The organism is Planktotalea frisia, from assembly GCF_001890925.1.
Classification (GTDB): domain Bacteria; phylum Pseudomonadota; class Alphaproteobacteria; order Rhodobacterales; family Rhodobacteraceae; genus Planktotalea; species Planktotalea frisia.
In genome coordinates this window covers 24,630-40,535 of sequence record NZ_MLCB01000135.1, presented here as the reverse complement: position 1 = coordinate 40,535, position 15,906 = coordinate 24,630, and the positions used below count along the sequence as shown (strand labels likewise).

Below are 15,906 nucleotides of genomic sequence, written 5' to 3'. Positions count from 1 at the left end.
CGGATCATGCGGTTAGCTGAATCGTTCTACGGTCAGACGTCAACCCGTCAAAAGTCGGGTGCTCGAGGACTCTGTGTATAGATTAGAAATTCACCCAGATAACCACGCACCGCACACATCCATTAACCCTTTATTAACAAACGAAAATTGTTTCGCGCGCGAAACATCCCACGACTACTTATCCGAGCCCCGCCTTCACCAAGTCCGCGAAATGATCACCGCGCTTCTCAAAGCTATCATACTGATCGAAACTCGCCGCTGCAGGGGCCAGCAGAACCGTTTCGCCCTCTCCCGCATCTTCCATCGCGCGGGCAACGGCGACCTCCATCGACGTGCAGACCTCTGTCTCAACACCCGCCAATTGCATCGCGAAACCAGACGCCTCGCGCCCGATCACATAGGCTTTCAGCACCTCACTAGCCGCGTCCGAGAGCGCGGAAACACCGCCCTCTTTCTCCAATCCGCCACAAATCCAGCGGATTTTCTTGAATGCTCCCAAAGCCTTCACCGCGCTGTCCACATTGGTCGCTTTGCTATCATTCACATAAGTCACGCCCCCTGCTTCGGCGACGATTTGCGAACGGTGCGGTAGACCTGGATAACTCGCAAAGCCCGCTTCAATCACGCGCGGAGCCAGTCCCAAAGTGCGGCACACAGCGTAGGCACAGCAGGCGTTCTGATGGTTGTGCGAACCGGGCAAGCCCTTGATCGCGCGCAAGTCGATAGAACCGATCTGTCGCCCTTTGCGATACTCCGACAAGAAGCCTTTCTTAGCAAAAACCGTCCAGCCAAAGTCTGTCAATTTGCGCTCGACCGAGACACGGATCACCCGATCATCCTGCGGCCCTTCGGCCATTTGTCCGGCCAAATACAGACCCTCATCCTCGTCCACACCAATGATCGCTCGCTCTGGTCCGCCCTCGGAAAACAGGCGGCGTTTGGCGGCGAAATAACCGCCCATCCCATGATGGCGATCCAAGTGGTCTGGCGAGAGGTTGGTGAACACAGCAATGTCAGGCGTTAACGCGCGCGCGAGGTCTGTTTGGTAGGACGACAGCTCCAACACCACCACTTCGCCGTCAATCGCAGGGTCGATGTCGAGCACGCCGCGTCCGATATTGCCCGCAAGCTGCGTCGCGCGACCTGTGTGTTCCAGCACATGGTGGATCAGGGCAGAGGTCGTGGATTTCCCGTTCGATCCCGTCACCGCCACGACACGCGGGGTGACATCTAGGTTGTCCCACTCCGACGTCGCGAAAGAGCGGAAAAAGAGCGAGATGTCGTTATCCACAGGCACGCCCATTTGGAGCGCTTCTTTGATAACGGGGTTCGGGGTCGGGTAAAGATGCGGGATGCCCGGCGATGTGATGAGCAACGCGAGGTCTTTGAGTGTGGCCCCCGTCAGCTTGGCCGTCTCGAAACCCTCGGCTTCGGCCTTCGCGCGCGCCGCGTCGTTGTCGTCCCAACAGACCGGCACCGCCCCGCCCTCTTTGAGCGCTCTAGCTGCGGACAGCCCTGAACGACCTAGCCCGAGCACGCCAACACGCGCACCTGTGTAACCTTGTACTGGTATCATGGGGAGATCCTCATGCTTGCATAACTTTGTTCTAACCCGTCAAAGGCCGTCTGATGGAATAAGTGCAAAGGCGAACAATATTACTCGCGCGCACCTGCAAAGCGCTCTTGCCAACCGATCCGCTCGTCATCGGTGATCTTGCGGAACGTCACTTCTGGCACGGTGAACGCGGCGCCAACGGGTAGCGCAGACAGGGCGGCTTCGACGTCATCGGGCCATGTGTCATCGGAGCATTGCATCGCGGACATCAACGTCTCAGCGGCATCGGGGATGAAGGGGCCCGAAAGGACCGCGTAGAGGCGGATCAGGTTCAGCGCGAGGCGGATTTGCGCAGCGGCCTGCGCGGGGTCTTCTTTGAACGTCACCCAAGGGGCCGCGGCCTGCAAATACTCGTTGCCCGCGACCCAAATTGCGCGCAACTCGGACGCCGACTTGCGAACATCCATCGCATCCATGAAGCCCTCGTAAGCGCGAATGCGCGTGGTGAGTTCCGCGATCAACGCCTGTTCGCGCTCGCCCCATGTGCCGCCCTCTGGCACAACTTCGCCGAATTTGGAGCGGCAGAATTTGGTGACGCGAGAGACGAAATTGCCCAGAACGTCGGCGAGATCTTTGTTCACAGAGGCTTGGAAATTCTCCCAAGTAAATTCGCTATCGCTGCTCTCAGGCGCGTGGCTGAGCAGCCACCAGCGCCAATAATCGGCTGGCAAGATTTCAAGCGCTTGATCCATAAACACGCCGCGTCCGCGCGATGTCGAGAATTGACCACCATCGTAATTGAGATAGTTCAGACCTTTGATATAATCGACCAGCTTCCACGGCTCACCGGAGCCCAGAATGGTTACAGGGAAGCTAAGCGTATGAAAAGGCACGTTATCTTTGCCCATAAACTGCGTGTAGCGCACATCGTCAGCGCCTAGGTCCGTGCGCCACCAGCGTTGCCATTCCGTATCGGGTTTGCCATGTGCGTCGGCCCATTCTTTGGCGCAGGCGATGTATTCAATCGGTGCGTCGAACCACACGTAAAAGACTTTGCCCTCCATGCCCGGCCAGTCCTCAGAGCCGCGTTTCACGGGAACACCCCAGCTGAGGTCGCGCGTGATGCCACGGTCTTGCAGGCCATCACCATCGTTCAACCATTTCTTCGCGATCGAGGTTGTGAGCACAGGCCAATCGTCTTTGCTTTCGATCCACTCAGACAGCTGATCTTTCATTTGGCTTTGGCGCAGATAGAGATGCTTGGTCTCGCGCATTTCCAAATCGGTTGAGCCGGAAATTGTGGAATACGGGTTGATCAGATCAACGGGATCAAGCTGCTTGGTGCAGTTGTCACACTGATCCCCCCGCGCGCTATCAAAGCCGCAATTCGGACAAGTGCCCTCAACGTAGCGATCCGGCAAAAAACGACCGTCGGTCTTGGAATAAATCTGCTGGTCTGCGACTTCTTCGATCAGCCCGGCATCCGCCAAACGAGCGGCAAAATGCTGCGTCAACTCTCGATTTTGTAGCGAGGATGACCGTCCGAAATGATCGAACGACATACGGAACCCTTTGGCGATCTCATCCTGCACCGCCCACATTTCCGCGCAGTATTCCTCAACCGGTTTACCCGCTTTGGCCGCTGCCAATTCCGCAGGCGTGCCATGCTCATCGGTGGCACAGAGAAACAGCACCTCATGGCCGCGCGCACGTTGGAAACGGGCGTAAAGATCCGCAGGCAATTGGCTGCCCACAAGATTGCCGAGGTGCTTGATCCCGTTGATATAAGGAATCGCGGAGGTGATGAGATGCCGAGCCATGCTGAGTCGTCCTGCGTTGGGGTTACGTACCAATACCCCCACACCGCAGGCAGTTCAAACTGCCATTCAGCATGGTTAACGCGAAGCGCTTAAAGATGCTCGGAAAATTCTGTGAACAGGTGCCCATAGGCCTCGGGTGGGAGTTTTTTGTCCCAACTCACAACGATTGCGGTTCCGTCTGCTGCAACAATCACGAAAGAGCCCAGATTCGCACGTCGACGGTCCGCGTGCTTCCATGAGCCACTATGATTGAACGACAGACCTGCGTCAGATTTGCGGACCCAGACCCCCATGCCATATCCTGTATTAGGATCATATGCATAGCTTGATGGCGACGTCACCCAAGGCGCATCAGCGGCAAACCAATGCATCGCATAACGCGCGTAATCCTCAACAGAGACCAGCCAGCCACCATATCCTGCCGTTTTCGCCATTCGCCCCGAAACATTCGCATTATCCGCACCCGCTGGCGTCATAACCCGCTCTTTGCAGACTTCGCCGTAAGAGCCGCCTGACATGGCAGTAATCAAACTTCCAAGCACTGCATAATTTGCGTTGGAATAGGCGTATCCGCTCTCGGCGTTGAAGTTTGCTGACACCTTCAAAGCAGTGCGCGTCATTGATGCCTGACTGTCCAAGTGTTTTTTGCTCAGAGATGTTTTGCCTTGCACCAAGTGCGTGGGCAAACCGCTGGTGTGGGTTGCAAATTGGGTCAAGGTTTTTGACAGCATCGGCGCGCCGGGCGAAAGGTTCAATTTTGACAAGACCGGTTTCATATCAGCAAGCGTGCTGTTCCAATCATAAGGGCTTTGTTCAAGAAACGTGTTCAAGCAATGCGCTGTGATAGATTTGGACAGGCTCGCCATCGGAAAGCTTGTGGATGGGCTGCGTTTCTCGCCACGCGAACGCAGGATTTTCCCTGCCCGACCAACCGCAAGGCTTGCAGATCTAACCTCAAAAAGAACCATCCATTCGCGCCACGCACTCTCAATATCATCCAGCGCGACAGGTTTGGGCTCTGCACGCAGCGCAACTGGCGTTGCTTTGAGCACTGGTTTGGACGGGCCTACCCTCACACCTAATGCCAACGCTTGACCAATCGCAAACGCACCAGCCACCATCATCAAAAATACGATTTTCTTATACACGAACGGCACCTTTTGGCTTTTATCGCTGCTTTGATGCCTGAGCGTCGCGCCCATTTCGGGTCAAGAATTAGGAATTATCGTGATCGTGGTCACTTCTTGCGACGCAACCCTTTTGAGAGACGCCCGATCACAAAGGACGTGCGCGGCGCGTAAACATAGGGTGTGCGCTCAGACACGGTATCACGCGCGCGCATGCGCAAAAGGCCGAACACGACCAAGACCGCGTGCCCGCACGCGATCATAATGAAAAGCGCGGATGGTCCGTACCAGTTGATCAAACTTGAGGACAACAGCGGCGACGCAATCGCACCAAGCGCGAAAAAGAACATCAAAGCGGCGGATAGTTCGACCCGCTCGTCATCAGACGCAAAGTCATGCGCGTGCGCAGCAGCAACGGAGTAAATCGGAAACGTCGTCAGGCCAAAGAACGCAGCCCCAATCATAATCGCCGTCGTCCCCGCATCGACGATCACGTTAGTCACCATGCAACTGATGATCGCTGCCACAGACAGCCAAATCAAAACCCAGCGGCGGTCGAACTTGTCCGCTAACCAGCCGATGGGATATTGCGCCAAAGCGCCGCCAAATACAAAAGCCGCGAGGAAATACGCGATCTGATCCGCGCGAAGCCCGACTTCCTGCCCATAAATTGGGCCCACCATACGAAACGAGGCGCTTGATAATGCTGCCACGATCACCCCTGCGGCGGCCAATGGCGAGCGCGTCACAGCCAACATCGGACGCAATCTGGGCGCGCTGGGTGTCTTGGGCTGGCTCACTTTCGTCAGCGTCAGCGGCAGCAGTGCCGCGCAACACAACAAGGCTAGCAAATTATATGAAACGTAGGACGCTGGCTCTAAGACACCGATCATCAACTGCGCCACCAAAGATGCACCCATATCCGCAAGGCGGTATACGCCCATCGCGCGCCCACGCGTTTCATTGGTAACCTTGGCTTGCAACCACGCCTCAATGACTGTGTAGCATCCGGCCACGCAAAGCCCCGAAGCGATGCGCATCAACGCCCATGCGTAGGGATCAATGATCAACATATGCGCAAGCAAACCAATCGCGCCCGCTGAGGTGAACGCCGCAAAGGCGCGACTGTGCCCGACGCTTCCCATAAGCCGCGGTGCCCACCAACACCCTATAAAAAAGCCGACAAAATGCGCTGATCCTAGCAGTCCGATCTGCGTTGTGCTGAATCCCAAAGCGATGCCAGACAAAGCATCAAGCGGCCCCAAACCACCCGAGGATAACTGCAATAAAGCAACCGACAGAAACAATGCAGCAAAAGAAATGAGTAAACGCATAAGTCCGAGCCTAGATTGGTGTCATCACACAACTAAGACATTTTCGACAGACACCGGTCTGTTTCGGACATCTCAAAGAAAACCTTTTGGTCTTCCTCTCTTTATAAATATCCCGGGGAGCACGAGGGGCTGGCCCCTCGTATCAACAGCGCGAGCACGAGGGGCTGGCCCCTCGCCCACATCGGATTGCGCAAGCAATTCGAAACCTTACGCTCGCACAGCTTTCGCAAAAGTGCTAAAGATCGCCTCGTTAGAGCAAATCACTTCGCCATCGCCCAGAATGTCACGACCCGGTGTCAAAGGTTCAATGAAACCGCCCGCTTCGCGCACCAAAACAACGCCAGCTGCGAGATCCCAAGCGTTCAACCGACGCTCCCAATAGCCCTCGTAACGACCCGCTGCGACATAAGCCATGTCGAGCGCGGCAGACCCCCAACGTCGAATGCCCGCAACCGCAGGCGCGACTTTGGCAATCTCTTTGATGGTCTCAGGCAAATCAGAACGGCCGCCAAACGGAATGCCAGTCGCAAACACGCTCTCTATCATCGAGTGGCGCGAAGAAACCCGCAAACGCTGGTCATTCATCCAAGCACCTTTGCCTTTTTCAGCGAAATACATCTCGTCCTTCGCCGCATCAAAAATCACACCCGCAACGATTTGACCTTTATGCTCCAAAGCAATGGAAATCGCCCAATGTGGCAATCCGTGCAGAAAATTTGTGGTGCCATCCAGCGGGTCGACGATCCAGCGGCGGGTCGGGTCACTGCCCTCTTCCGCACCGCCTTCTTCTGCCAACCAGCCATAGGTCGGGCGCGCTTCCATCAAATCTTCTTTGATGATCTTTTCGGCTGCCAAATCAGCTTTGCTGACGAAATCGCCCGCGCCTTTACGAGAGACTTGCAAATTTTCCACCTCACGGAAGTCTTTTGTCAAGCTACGACCCGCGCGACGAGCGGCTTTGATCATCACATTTAGATTTGCGCTGCCTTGCATAGCATCTCGGTCCTTAGCATAATTTCGAGGTTTAGCGCGCGTATAGGCAGGCCCGCGCGCTTTGCCAAGCGATTAAGCGTTTTGCAGCTTGGCACTTTCTTCTTTTGCGAGGCGGATCAGATCAATCATATAGGGTTTGCTCACTTCATCACTGCGCGTCGCGGCATAGAGTTGACGGGTCAGCCCCTTTTCAGTGAGTGGGCGTGTTACATAATCAGATGAATACTTCACTTCGCGCACAACCCAATCAGGCAAAACCGAAATCCCGCGATTGGAGGCAACAAGCAGCAAAATAACAGCGGTCAATTCCACCTGACGAATTGCAGCAGGCTCCACCTTGGCAGGGATCAAAAGCTGGCTGAAAATATCTAGTCGTGATCGCTCCACAGGATAGGTGATCAGCGTTTGCCCGCGAAAGTCTTGCGCATCTACAAAGCGTTTCTGTGCCAATGGATGCTGCGCACTAGCAACAAAAACAGGCGCATAATCAAACAGATGCGTGAATTCCACCCCTGCAAGACTCTCTGGATCAGAGCTTACCACCAGATCAACCTCTTCCTTTTGCAACGCAGGGAGCGCGTCAAAAGCGAGACCCGGCTTAATGTCCACGTCCACATCTGGCCAAAGCTTGCGAAAGCCCTCAAGCACCGGAAATAACCACTCGAAACAGGCGTGACACTCGATCGCAATGTGCAAACGTCCTGATTTACCGTCGCGCAACCCACTGAATTCCGCTTGCATCGCATCAATTTCGGGAAGGATCCTTTCCGCCAAACGCAGCAGGCGCATTCCCGCAGCAGACAGCTTCATAGGTTTGGAGCGGCGCACGAACAGCTCCACACCTGCTTGATCCTCGAGCCCCTTTATCTGATGGCTCAGCGCACTTTGAGTAATGTGCAGTTGATCCGCAGCTTTTGCTAAACCGCCATTTTCGTAGATCGCCTTGATGGTTCTTAAATGTCTGAACTCAATATGCATATGTGAGCATGCCTCATGATTATCCTGAAAGTTATGAAGTTGTCTCACGTAAGACCGCGTGCAACAAGAATGAAATTCATAAAGAGAGCAATCAACATGAGCACGCCAACAGTTTCGTTTGAGTTCTTCCCGCCCCAAAACCTCGAGGCGTCGTTCCGGCTTTGGGAGACTGTGCAAACGCTGGCACCGCTTGATCCGTCATTTGTCTCTGTCACATACGGCGCAGGCGGCACAACGCGGGATCTGACCCGCGACGCGGTGGCAACCTTGCACAAATCGAGCGGCTTGAACGTGGCGGCCCATTTAACGTGCGTGAACGCCACCAAGGAAGAAACCCTCGCTATTGCCGCAGATTTCGCAAAAGCGGGTGTGAAAGAGATCGTCGCCTTGCGCGGCGATGCGCCAAAGGGCGAAGCGAAGTTCACACCTTGCAAGGACGGATTTGAAAATTCGGTTGAGTTGATCGAGGCACTGAGTGCAACAGGTGATTTCAAAATCCGCGTCGGCGCTTACCCAGACCGTCACCCCGAAGCGCCAAGCGCGCGGGCGGATATCGATTGGCTCAAAGCCAAGATCGACGCAGGCGCGTCTGAAGCGATTACGCAATTTTTCTTTGAGGCCGACACCTTCCTTCGGTTTCGTGATGACTGTGTAAGAGCGGGCATTGATGCGCTGATCATCCCCGGTATCTTGCCCATCGAGAACTGGAAAGGTACGCGTAATTTTGCCAAGCGCTGTGGCACCAAGGTGCCTACATGGCTGGAAGATGCATTCGAGAAGGCAGAACGCGATGGGCGCAGCGATCTGCTCGCCACGGCGATTTGCACCGAACTTTGCTCTGATTTGATGGCTGAGGGCGTCGATGCACTGCATTTTTACACACTCAACCGGCCGGAATTAACGCGGGATGTGTGCCACGCCCTTGGGGTTGTTCCACGTGTAGAATTGCAAAACGTCGCGTAACAGCGATTGCAGCTGCGGCGCGCTGCTTCTAGCCTCTGAACAACAAATGGAGGCACCCGCATGTTTTACGCTCAAGGACCGGACGATCTACTCACTGCGGCTGAGGCGCTTGCCATGTCGGGACGCGACTTCATGCAAGGCATCTTGGATGGTAAACACCCTGCCCCACCGATTGGCCGAACGCTGAATTACAAGCTCCACGAGGTCGGCGACGGTCGTATCGTGTTTCGCGGCGCGCCATTGTTTGATCATTGCAACCCCATGGGTACAGTGCATGGCGGTTGGTACGGCACACTTCTTGATAGTGCGATGGCCTGTGCAGTGATGACAAAAGTGCCCCAAGGTAGCGGCTATACGACACTGGAATATAAGGTAAATATCCTGCGCTCTATCCCCTTAAGGATGGAGGTAGATTGCATCGCAGAGACCGATCACGCGGGGCGCTCCACTGGCATTTCACATGGTGAAATCCGAGGTGTCGAAAATGGCAAGCTCTACGCGACGGGCTCAACCACCTGCATCATTCTCAATCCTTAAACACTGCTGGGTCCACGCCAGCGACGTAACACACGTGCAGCGAAAGTTTGATCGCTCTGCGGTGGTTCACGGCGCTCACGGGTAAAGACCGAATGATGCAAACGCTCGCAACGATCTGCGTCAGCCAAGCGGCGACTACGCGACAAAAACAGTTTTCCAAACCCGCGCCATGTGCTCGCAGAGGGGGCCATAGCGTTTTGCGCAAACCTTGCGCGCCAATTGTCTGGCAGTTCTAAACCACAGCTTTCAATCCGCTCTAGCATCCACACCAGCGGGATATTCGCCAAAGGCCGCGCCTCCTCAAAGCCAAGGAGCTGGCCACCCACATCACCATGCGTGCCGGGGAACCAGACTTGTTCAATCCGCCCCTGCCAATCATCTGGGCACGTCCACAAAACAGGCTCATAACTGTTACGCGTCTCATCCCGTGCGAGGGCGTGAAAACCGTGCAGAATAGAGCGACCAAGCTCATGGTTGTGAAACGCATGTTTCGGAGCGCTCCAACGCCACAAAATAGGCAAGCCAATGCCCAGCGCTTTCACCGTGTCCCACACGCCAACCATCTCAATCGGGGCTTCGGGATGACAATGGGTTTGCACGAACGCCTCGGCATCACCAAATTCATCCCCGCTTTCATAAATGCGGTAGATCGAACGGATGTTACGCTCGATCGCGTGCTCGGACGTGAGCAATCCAACACGGTCAATCACCCCCGCGAGCGAACGCGCAGCATAGGCCCCGCGGGAGTAACCCAGAAGAAAAATGCGATCCCCAGCGCGATAACGCGACGCGAGAAACCCATAAGCCCGTCGAATTTGACGGTTTATTCCGCGCCCCATCATCACATCGGGGGCGGAACGAAGCCCGCGCCACTGCACGCCCGCCTCATAATAGAGCGACAGATCAGGGTTTGATTCGCGCAATATCTTGTAGGTGCGCCCTGCATTCGTCTCTTCGCCCTCATCGAGAGAGGACATCGTGCCATCCAAAATAACCACATGAGTTTGCGGCTCATGCGCCGCACTGCGCGGGCTTTGACGGCGGCGACGCAATGCGCCGCTCAGCCAAAGGGATATGCGTTTACTCAGCCGCAATTTGTCGATCATTCAGCATTTGCCACATGCGATGTGGCGTGAAGGGCATATCAACGCGATCAATCCCCAAAGGCGCGACCGCATCCTGCACAGCATTGGCAATCGCAGCCATAGACCCAACGGTTCCCGCCTCGCCGCAACCTTTCATACCCATGGGATTGGTCGATGTGGGCACGGCTTCTGTCGAAAATGATATCATAGGCACATCATCCGCTCGCGGCATCGCGTAGTCCATAAAACTTGCCGTGAGCAATTGGCCGTCCTCATCAAACACTGCACGCTCTGTCAGCGCTTGCCCAAGGCCTTGGGCAATGCCGCCGTGTACTTGGCCAGCAACCAGCATCGGATTGATAAGATTGCCAAAATCGTCAACGACAGTGTAGCGGTCAACGGTTACAACACCTGTGTCAGGGTCGATCTCTACCTCTGCGAGGTGCGCGCCATTTGGAAAGCTCTGTGCCGAAAGAGTGATACGTGCTTCAGAGGTGAGCAATTGCTCTTGCCCCTCTTTCTTCGCCAATTCTGCCGCCTCGATCATCGTGAAACTCAAGTTAGAGCCATCGCTGCGGAACGCTTCATCGTCAAACATGACCTCGTCCTCACTCACGCCCATCTTCTCAGCTAAGAGTGGCGTAAATTGGGCGATCATTTTCTCAACACTGGCCAGTGTTGCGGTGTTCTGCACCGTCACAGAACGCGACCCACCTGTACCGCCACCTGTCGCGATGCGATCACTGTCACCTTGGATCACATCGATCCTCTCAACGGGTATACCGGATTGATCCGACAAGAACTGAGCGTAAACTGTTTCATGGCCCTGACCGTTGCTTTGTGTGCCGACATAAATGCTCACGCGGCCCTCCTCTTCAAAAAACACCACTTTGGCGGTTTCAGAAGGATCACCCAAAATACTTTCGATATAGTAACAAAGCCCCATGCCACGCAGCATACCCTTGGCTGCACTCGCGTTGCGACGGCTCTGATAGCCCGCATGATCGCTTTTGCTTTGCGCAACGGTGAGCACACGGTTGAAGTCGCCGATATCGTACGTAACCTCTGAGGCCGTCTTGTAAGGGAAGCTCTCGGGCTTGATGAAATTGCGGCGACGCAACTCCCAAGGATCAGCGCCCAGCGCGCGTGCGGCATAATCCATTGAACGTTCCAGCACATAGATCGCCTCAGGACGCCCAGCGCCGCGATACGCATCGACTTGGGTCGTGTTGGTGTAAACGCCCTCCACATGCAAATAAACCGCCTGCACGTCATAACAGCCCGTTAGAACCTTAGAAAAAAGCACCGTCTGGATCGGCTGCGCGAATTGTGAATTATACGCGCCCATATTCGCAATTGAGTGGACCTTGTAAGCAACCAGCTTGTGATCGGCGTCAAAGCCCATCTCAACATGGCTGACCAAGTCGCGCCCTGCGTTGTCGCTTAGCATCGCCTCGGTACGCTCGGACATCCAACGCACAGGTTTGCCCAGCTTGCGCGCCGCCATGCCGCAAATCGCATATTCGGGATACATCATCGCTTTCATGCCAAAACCACCGCCTGTGTCGGGGTTGGTCACGCGCACGTTCTCAGGATCAAGACCCATATGCTTGGCGATCTGACCTTTTGGGGCCCAAACCCCTTGCCCGTTAATCGCCACATGCACACGGCCGTCTTCCCATTCCGCATAGCAACCACGCGGCTCCATGGAATTCACGATGACGCGGTTGTCTTCGATTTCGCAGGTGACCTTGTGAGTGGCATTCGCGAAAGCATCGGAGAACGCATCTTCGTTCCCCAGCCCCCAATCGAACGCACAATTGTCCGGCGCTTCACTGTGAATAGCGTCCCCACCCGTCGAAAGAGCCAAATGCACGGGCAGATCGTCAATATCCACCTCGATAAGTTCCGCGGCATCCTTGGCCTGCTGCATAGTCTCAGCGAAAATCATCGCAATCGGCTCACCTACAAAGCGCACACGGCCTTGAGCCAACAAAGGCCGTTCCGGCGCAGCAGAGCTGGCCCCATCGCGGTTCTTGAGTAAACTCGCTGCCATCGGCAACACATTGCCATCGGCCAACAAGTCATCCGCCGTCAGCACCAGATGCACACCCTCCGCTTCGCGCGCATCGTCCACGTTCAGTTCGGTCATGTCGCCATGCGCCACGGATGAGCGTAGTACATACCCAAACAAAGCATTTTCAGGCGTGATATCATCCACATAACGCCCTTCTCCAGTGAGAAAGCGAATATCTTCTGTGCGTTTCACTGCCTGACTTTTGCCGAACTTTTCCATGGTGTGCTCCCTGCGGTATACGACGCTTTGAGAGATAACCCTAAGCCACGCAACTCAGATGTCCAGATTGCCTTTTCCTTTGCGTGCGCTTTGTTTATCAGACCTTTAACGCATCATATGTATTTGAGGACGCCGAGCGCATGGCAATGGAAAAAAATTTCGACGCGAGCACCGCTGAAACCCGTCTTTATGACGCTTGGGAAAAGGCGGGCTGTTTCAAGGCAGGTGCCAACGCCAAGCCAGAGGCGTCCACCTTTTGCATCATGATCCCACCGCCCAATGTCACAGGCGTCCTTCATATCGGGCACGCGTTCAACAACACGCTTCAGGATATCCTGATCCGGTGGAAGCGCATGCAGGGGTTTGACACACTCTGGCAGCCGGGCACAGATCACGCGGGCATCGCCACGCAAATGGTCGTAGAGCGTAAACTGGCAGAGACCCAGCAGCCCACACGGGTTGAAATGGGCCGCGAAGCATTCCTTGAAAAAGTGTGGGAATGGAAAGGCGAGAGCGGCGGCACGATCCGCGATCAGCTCAAGCGTCTTGGCGCGTCTTGCGATTGGTCACGCGAAGCCTTCACCATGTCCGGAGCCCCCGGTGCGCCCGCGGATGCACAGGGCAACTTCCATGATGCCGTGATCAAGGTCTTCGTGGAGATGTATAACAAAGGTCTCATCTATCGCGGCAAGCGTTTGGTGAACTGGGATCCGCATTTTGAAACAGCGATTTCCGATCTTGAGGTCGAGAATATCGAAGTGGCTGGCCACATGTGGCACTTCAAGTACCCTCTCGCGGGTGGTGCGACCTATGAGTATGTCGAGAAAGACGAAGACGGTGTTGAGACGCTGCGCGAAACGCGCGACTATATCTCCATTGCCACTACGCGTCCTGAAACGATGCTGGGTGATGGCGCAGTTGCGGTGCATCCATCGGACGAACGCTATGCCCCTATCGTCGGTCAGCTCTGCGAAATTCCGGTTGGCCCGAAAGAGTTGCGCCGCCTGATCCCGATCATCACGGATGAATATCCTGACAAGGATTTCGGCTCTGGTGCGGTGAAAATTACTGGCGCGCATGATTTCAACGACTACCAAGTCGCCAAGCGTGGCGGCATTCCCATGTATAACCTCATGGACACGAAGGCGGCGATGCGTTCGGACGGCAAGCCCTACGCCGAGGAAGCAGCGGTAGCGCAGGCCATAGCCAATGGCGAGCAAGAATTCGACGAGGCGATGATCGCCGCGATGAACCTTGTGCCCGATGAATATCGCGGCATGGACCGATTTGAAGCGCGCAAAAAGGTTGTGGCGGATATTTCCGCCGAAGGTCTGGCTGTGATGGTCGATCAGGTTGCAACGGATGAAGACGGCAACGAGACCGTCACGCAGATTCCTTTCGTTGAGGCGAAGCCGATCATGCAGCCGTTTGGCGATCGCTCTAAGGTGGTGATCGAGCCGATGCTGACCGATCAGTGGTTCGTTGAGACCTCTAAGATTGTTGAACCTGCTTTGGAAGCTGTCCGCTCTGGCAAGACCAAGATCATACCAGAGAGCGACAAGAAGGTGTATTTCCACTGGCTAGAGAATATCGAGCCATGGTGCATCTCGCGTCAGCTGTGGTGGGGGCATCAGGTTCCGGTTTGGTATGGGCCAGATAAGGCAGATGTAGATCAACTAAATTGGATTTCTGCATTTAGTAAGGACAACCAAGAACGAACAAAGTTACCAAAAGTGGCATTTTGTGGTGCCAGCTTCGCCGAAGTCCTTCGAAATGCTCAATTTTATTATGGAAACGACATCGAAGTGCTTGAAATGGATAAAGAAAAGCACGGTGCACTCGGTAAATCAGATGGCGAACCAAGTTTTTTTGTGGATAAGCAAAACAAACATACTGTATTGCTTTCGCGCGACCCTGACGTCCTCGACACATGGTTCTCCTCTGGCCTTTGGCCCATCGGTACGCTCGGCTGGCCTGAGCAGACGGAAGAGCTGAGCAAATACTTCCCGACCTCCACCCTGATCACAGGCCAAGACATCCTGTTCTTCTGGGTCGCGCGGATGATGATGATGCAACTGGCGGTCGTGGATGAAGTGCCCTTCGATACGGTCTACCTGCATGGCCTTGTACGTGATGCGAAGGGCAAGAAGATGTCCAAATCCACAGGCAATGTGGTGGATCCACTTGAAATAATTGACGAATACGGCGCAGATGCGCTGCGCTTTACCAATGCGTCGATGGCGTCTTTAGGTGGTGTGCTGAAGCTCGACACGAAACGGATCGAGGGCTACCGCAACTTCGTCACCAAACTCTGGAACGCCGCAACCTATGGCGATTTCAAAGGCACGTTCGATGTCCCGCATTCCGATGCGGTCCCTGAGACCACGCTCCCGCTGAACAAATGGATCAAAGGCGAAATCGCCAAGACCCGCGAAACCGTGGACGCCGCCCTTGAGAGCTATCGCTTCAACGATGCGGCCAATGCGCTCTATGCGTTCACATGGAATACCTTCTGCTCGCAGTACCTTGAGTTTACAAAGCCCGTCATGGACGAAGGCAGAGCCGAAGAAGCGTCCGAGACCAAGGCAACCTACGCATGGGCGCTGGATCAAATCCTGATCATGCTCCATCCGATCATGCCGTTCGTGACCGAGGAAATCTGGGGCCAAAAAGCACGGCCCTCTTTGTTGGTCCACGCTCATTGGCCGACCTACACGGCGAATGACTTGGTGGACACGCAAGCCGACGCTGACCTGAGTTGGACAGTCACGATGATTGAAGCCATCCGTTCAGCGCGTGCGCAAATGAATGTTCCTGCGGGGGCGTTTATTCCATTGGTCGTCAAAGACATGGACGCGGCAGCCAAGGCGGCTTGGGATCAGAACGAAGCGTTGATCATGCGGTTTGCGCGGATCGAGAGCATTGCGCATGTGGACGACCTCCCCAAAGGCACCGTAGCTTTGGCAATCTCTGGCGGCACGTTTGGTCTGCCTTTGGAAGGCGTCATTGATGTGGCCGCCGAAAAGGCGCGGCTTGAGAAAACGCTCGGCAAGCTTGCGAAAGAGTTGGGTGGCCTAAAGGGTCGCTTGAACAATCCCAAATTCGCTGAAAGCGCGCCTGCTGAAGTTTTGGAAGAAACGAAGAAGAACTTGAGCCTGCGCGAAGCGGAAGAAGCTAAACTGAAAGACGCTTTCGCGCGTTTGGCAGAACTCGGCTAA

Annotated in this window: 11 protein-coding genes; 3 read left to right on the top strand and 8 right to left on the bottom strand. The window is 55.1% G+C overall.

Annotated elements, in window-relative coordinates; all coding sequences use genetic code 11:
- Positions 1 to 178: 178 nt before the first annotated feature.
- From murD to PFRI_RS10460, 6 genes are all read right to left on the bottom strand, one after another.
- Positions 179 to 1,576: a UDP-N-acetylmuramoyl-L-alanine--D-glutamate ligase gene (gene murD / locus PFRI_RS10485; RefSeq protein WP_072630655.1), complete on the bottom strand. Its 1,398-nt coding sequence runs from the start codon at positions 1,574 to 1,576 to the stop codon at positions 179 to 181.
- Positions 1,577 to 1,656: 80 nt separating this feature from the next.
- Positions 1,657 to 3,375 (bottom strand): methionine--tRNA ligase, encoded by a 1,719-nt coding sequence (gene metG, locus PFRI_RS10480; RefSeq protein ID WP_072630654.1) that lies wholly within the window; start codon positions 3,373 to 3,375, stop codon positions 1,657 to 1,659.
- Between the two features lie 89 nt (positions 3,376 to 3,464).
- A complete protein-coding gene (locus PFRI_RS10475) occupies positions 3,465 to 4,523 on the bottom strand; it encodes a serine hydrolase domain-containing protein (protein WP_170124862.1) in 1,059 nt (352 codons plus the stop codon).
- A gap of 89 nt (positions 4,524 to 4,612) precedes the next feature.
- A complete protein-coding gene (locus tag PFRI_RS10470; protein WP_072630652.1) occupies positions 4,613 to 5,836 on the bottom strand; it encodes an MFS transporter in 1,224 nt (407 codons plus the stop codon).
- A gap of 207 nt (positions 5,837 to 6,043) precedes the next feature.
- Positions 6,044 to 6,829, bottom strand: coding sequence for an inositol monophosphatase family protein (locus PFRI_RS10465; RefSeq protein WP_072630651.1), 786 nt, complete (start codon positions 6,827 to 6,829; stop codon positions 6,044 to 6,046).
- A 72-nt stretch (positions 6,830 to 6,901) separates the two neighbouring features.
- The gene (locus PFRI_RS10460) at positions 6,902 to 7,807 is read right to left on the bottom strand and encodes a LysR family transcriptional regulator (protein WP_072630650.1); all 906 of its coding nucleotides are present in this window, start codon (positions 7,805 to 7,807) and stop codon (positions 6,902 to 6,904) included.
- A gap of 69 nt (positions 7,808 to 7,876) precedes the next feature.
- On the opposite strand from PFRI_RS10460, the gene metF reads away from it, so the two are divergent.
- Entirely contained in the window at positions 7,877 to 8,770 is an 894-nt protein-coding gene (metF, locus tag PFRI_RS10455) for a methylenetetrahydrofolate reductase [NAD(P)H] (RefSeq protein WP_273511031.1), read from the top strand.
- A 60-nt stretch (positions 8,771 to 8,830) separates the two neighbouring features.
- A complete protein-coding gene (locus PFRI_RS10450) occupies positions 8,831 to 9,307 on the top strand; it encodes a PaaI family thioesterase (protein WP_072630648.1) in 477 nt (158 codons plus the stop codon).
- Here the strand turns inward: PFRI_RS10450 and PFRI_RS10445 are convergent.
- On the bottom strand, positions 9,304 to 10,413 hold the full coding sequence (locus tag PFRI_RS10445) for a T6SS phospholipase effector Tle1-like catalytic domain-containing protein (RefSeq protein ID WP_072630647.1): 1,110 nt from the start codon (positions 10,411 to 10,413) through the stop codon (positions 9,304 to 9,306). The two genes, PFRI_RS10450 and PFRI_RS10445, sit on opposite strands and share 4 nt — an antisense overlap.
- Complete coding sequence (locus PFRI_RS10440; RefSeq protein ID WP_072630646.1) at positions 10,388 to 12,688, bottom strand: xanthine dehydrogenase family protein molybdopterin-binding subunit; 2,301 nt, start codon at positions 12,686 to 12,688, stop codon at positions 10,388 to 10,390. The genes PFRI_RS10445 and PFRI_RS10440 overlap by 26 nt, the downstream gene beginning before the upstream one ends.
- 140 nt (positions 12,689 to 12,828) lie before the next feature.
- On the opposite strand from PFRI_RS10440, the gene PFRI_RS10435 reads away from it, so the two are divergent.
- Positions 12,829 to 15,906, top strand: coding sequence for a valine--tRNA ligase (locus PFRI_RS10435; protein ID WP_072630645.1), 3,078 nt, complete (start codon positions 12,829 to 12,831; stop codon positions 15,904 to 15,906).